The following is a 3,441-nucleotide window of genomic DNA, read 5'->3' as shown; positions in this document are numbered from 1 at the left end:
CGGGCCGGCGGCCGCAGGGGCCGCGGCCGCCGTCTGGCCCACGCCGGCCGCCAGGTTCGCGCCCACGGCACTCACCCCTTCACGCCCGTCGTCGCGACGCCCTCGACGAAGTACCGCTGGCCGAGCAGGAAGATCAGGGCGATCGGCAGGACCGACAGCACGGAGCCCGTCATGATCAGCGCGTGCTCGGCGTTGTACTCGCCGATGAACGACTGCAGGCCGATCTGGATGGTCCACAGCTCGCGGTCACGCAGGTAGATCAGGGGCCCGAGGTAGTCGTTCCAGGTCGAGACGAACGTGATGATCGTCAGCGACGCCAGGGCCGGCACCGACAGCGGCATGATGATGCGCCACCAGATCCCGTACTCGGACAGCCCGTCCAGGCGCGCGGCCTCCGACAGGGAGTCGGGGATCGACTCGTAGTACTGCTTCATGAGGAACACGCCGAAGGCGCCGAACGCCTGGAGCAGCATGATCGCCCACAGGGTGTTGTTCAGGCCCCAGCTCGAGAGCATCTGGAACTGCGGGATCATGTACGACTGCCAGGGCACCGCGATGGTGCCGATGTACAGCAGGAACAGCGGCTCGCGGCCCGGGAAACGCATCTTGGCGAACCCGTAGGCGGCGAAGCTGCCGGTCAGGACCTGCAGCACCGTCACGGCGACGGACAGGACGAGGGTGTTGCGCACCCAGGTGACCATGTCGGCCTTGACCCAGATGTCGAGGTAGTTGCGCCACTGCACGGGGTCCGGGATCCACTGCACGGGCGCCGTGAACACCTGGTTGTTCATCTTCAGCGACGAGATCACCATCCAGGCGAACGGGAGCATGATGCCCGCCGCGGCGAGGATCATCACCACGTAGAGCAGCACCCGGCCGGACCTCCGGAGGGCGGACGGACGGGCGGCCATCACGCTTCCTTCCGCTTGTTGTACAGGAACTGCACCACGGTCACGGTGATGCAGATGAAGAACAGGACGACGGCGACGGCCGAGGCGTAGCCGAACTCGAACTGCTCGAAGCCCTTCTGGTAGATGTACTGGCTGAGCACGAGGGTCGCCTGGCCCGGGCCGCCGTCGGTCATGACGAGGATCAGGTCGAAGACCTTGAAGCTCTGGATCGTGACCATGACCGTCACGAAGAACATCGTGGGCCGCAGGCAGGGCAGCGTGACGTTCCAGAAGCGCTGCCATGCACCGGCGCCGTCGATCCTGGCGGCCTCGTGCAGCTCGCCGGGCACGGTCTGCAGGCCGGCCAGGAACAGGAGCATGTAGTAGCCCATGTCCTTCCACGTGCCGACGATGATCACCGCGGGCATCGCCCAATCCTTGGAGACCGTCCAGCCGGGCATCCCACCGTCGATGAACAGGCCCAGGAACTGGTTGATCGGGCCGTACTCGGGGCTGAACAGCATGTTCCACACGACGGCGACCGCGACGATCGACGTGATGTACGGGAAGAACGCGACCGTGCGGAAGAACGCCGCGCCGCGCAGCTTCTGGTTCAGCAGCAGCGCGAGGCCCAGGGAGGCCGCGATGGTGATCGGGATGTGCAGCGCTGCGTAGTAGAAGGTGTTGCCGAGCGCGGTGTGGAAGCTCTTGTCCCCCACCAGGCGCGTGAAGTTGTCGAGGCCCACCCACTGGGCGGCGCCGAAGATGTTCCAGCTGGTCAGGGAGATGTAGAACAGCGTGAGCACCGGCGCGAGGGTGAGCACCGCGAAGCCGAGGAAGTTCGGCAGGATGAACGTCCAGCCGACCAGCGCGTTACGGACCTTGAGCGAGGTGCGCGGGGTCCGGAGCGGAGGCCGGGTGTCGGGCTGCGCGAACCCGAGGGTGCGCTCTTCGCCGACGACCGGTGTCGTCATGGGGTTCGTCTCCTTGGGAAGCGTGGTGGTCCGGGGCGCGCGCCCGGGCTCGGCTCGAGGTGCCACCGAGCCCGGGCGCGCGGGTCGGTCGAGGTCAGCCGACCTCGTTGGCGACGCGCTCCTCGGCCTCGGTGATCGCCTCGTCCACCGGGGTGGACTCGGACATGATCGCCGAGTGGGTCTCGCCCAGGATCGTCTGGATGGCGGCCGTCTTCTGGCCCACCGGGTTCTCGGGCAGGGTGTCGTGCGTGGTGTAGGCGAACCGCGACAGCTCGTCCTGCGGCACACCCTCGAGCCCGAAGATCGCGTCGGCCACGGCGTCGTCGATCAGGGCCGGCGTGATGCCGATCTCGGCGAGCGCGGCAGCACCCTCGGGGCCGGCGGCGAACCGCAGGAAGTCCTTGGCGGTCTCGATCTTGGACTCGTCGATGCCGGAGCTGATGCCCATCGTGGTCGGGTCACCGAACGTCACGGGGGTGTTCTCCGTGCCGGTCGTGGACTCGTCGAGCTGCGGGATCGGCGCGATGCCCCACTCGAAGGTGTCCGCGGCGCCCGACTCCTGCTCCGCCACCAGCGTGCCGATGTACCAGGAGCCCATCGGGAGCATCGCGGCCTTCTGAGTGCCGAACTGCGACTGGTAGGCCAGCTCGTTCGTGGTCACGGTCGCGAACGACGGCTGCGCGCCGGCGTCCTGCAGCGCGAGCTCGCGCTCGTAGTACGGGGCCAGGAACGAGAAGTCGCTGCCGTCGAGCGACGCGCCCGGCGTCTGCGAGAGGGCGAAGCCCTGCACGGTGGACTGCCAGCTGTGCAGGTAGGTGCCCGTGACATCCTTCTCGCCGATGCCCTCGGTGAGCTGCTCGGCGGCGTCGGCGTAGTCGTCCCAGGTCCAGGAGCCGTCAGGCAGGTCCACGCCGGCCTTCTCGAAGAGCTCCTTGTTGTAGTAGAGCAGCCACGAGTCCTGACGGTAGGGAACCGCGTAGGTCTTGCCGTCGACCGCCATCGGCTCCAGACCGCCCGTCGCCGGGTCGAGCTCGCCCGCCACGTCCGAGATGTCGAGCAGCGTGCCGCCCTCCTGGAACGTGATGTAGTTCTTCAGGTTCTTCACGATGAAGACGTCCGGCGCGGCACCCGCGGCCAGGTCGGCCGTCAGCGCAGTGTCGTAGTCGTCGCCCGCCGGGTACTCCTTGAGCTCCACGGTGACGTCGGGGTTGGCCTCGTGATAGGCGTCCGCGAGCGTCTGGAACTCCGGCGTGGACGCGAAGTCCCAGCCGGCCAGGCTGATGGTCACCGGGCCGTCGGCGGCCGCGGGCTCGTCCTGTCCGCCGCACCCCGTCAGGGCCAGCGACGCGGCGGCGGCGATGCCGAGCGCGCTCATGATCTTGCGGTTCATTCCAACTCTCCTTCGAGTGAATTCGGTCCTGCGGCGCCCCGGTGAGAACCATCGGAGCGCATGGTTGGTCAGGGCAGAGTTGCCGTGGTCCGTTCGCCGTCGGGCCAGGTCACGAGGGCCTGGTCGCCGGCGAGTTCGAGGTGCGGCGCCGCGGGCGGCGCCGGGTCGTGCGGGTCGCCGGCGGCGC

At 68.2% G+C, this 3,441-nt stretch carries 3 protein-coding genes; all 3 read right to left on the bottom strand.

The features are described from left to right. Window positions 1–71: 71 nt before the first annotated feature. Entirely contained in the window at window positions 72–911 is an 840-nt protein-coding gene (locus PROKR_RS20705; protein WP_020015912.1) for a carbohydrate ABC transporter permease, read from the bottom strand. Continuing rightward, window positions 911–1,864, bottom strand: a complete 954-nt coding sequence (locus tag PROKR_RS20700) for a carbohydrate ABC transporter permease (protein WP_036966719.1) — start codon at window positions 1,862–1,864, stop codon at window positions 911–913. Before PROKR_RS20700 ends, PROKR_RS20705 begins: the two co-directional genes overlap by 1 nt. A 94-nt stretch (window positions 1,865–1,958) precedes the next feature. Next, window positions 1,959–3,254 carry an ABC transporter substrate-binding protein gene (locus tag PROKR_RS20695; RefSeq protein WP_036966716.1) on the bottom strand — a complete coding sequence of 432 codons (1,296 nt, stop codon included), beginning with the start codon at window positions 3,252–3,254 and terminating at the stop codon, window positions 1,959–1,961. Between the last annotated feature and the right edge of the window lie 187 nt (window positions 3,255–3,441).

Source organism: Promicromonospora kroppenstedtii DSM 19349, from assembly GCF_000515355.1.
Lineage (GTDB): Bacteria > Actinomycetota > Actinomycetes > Actinomycetales > Cellulomonadaceae > Promicromonospora > Promicromonospora kroppenstedtii.
Note: the sequence above shows the minus strand (reverse complement) of the source record. Positions and strands in the feature narration are given on the sequence as shown.

Bases quoted from the DNA above. Each gene is read 5' to 3' on its own strand.
- PROKR_RS20700 (WP_036966719.1), bottom strand. From the start codon at position 1,864: ATGACGACACCGGTCGTCGGCGAAGAGCGCACCCTCGGGTTCGCGCAG.
- PROKR_RS20705 (WP_020015912.1), bottom strand. From the start codon at position 911: ATGGCCGCCCGTCCGTCCGCCCTCCGGAGGTCCGGCCGGGTGCTGCTC.
- PROKR_RS20695 (WP_036966716.1), bottom strand. From the start codon at position 3,254: ATGAACCGCAAGATCATGAGCGCGCTCGGCATCGCCGCCGCCGCGTCG.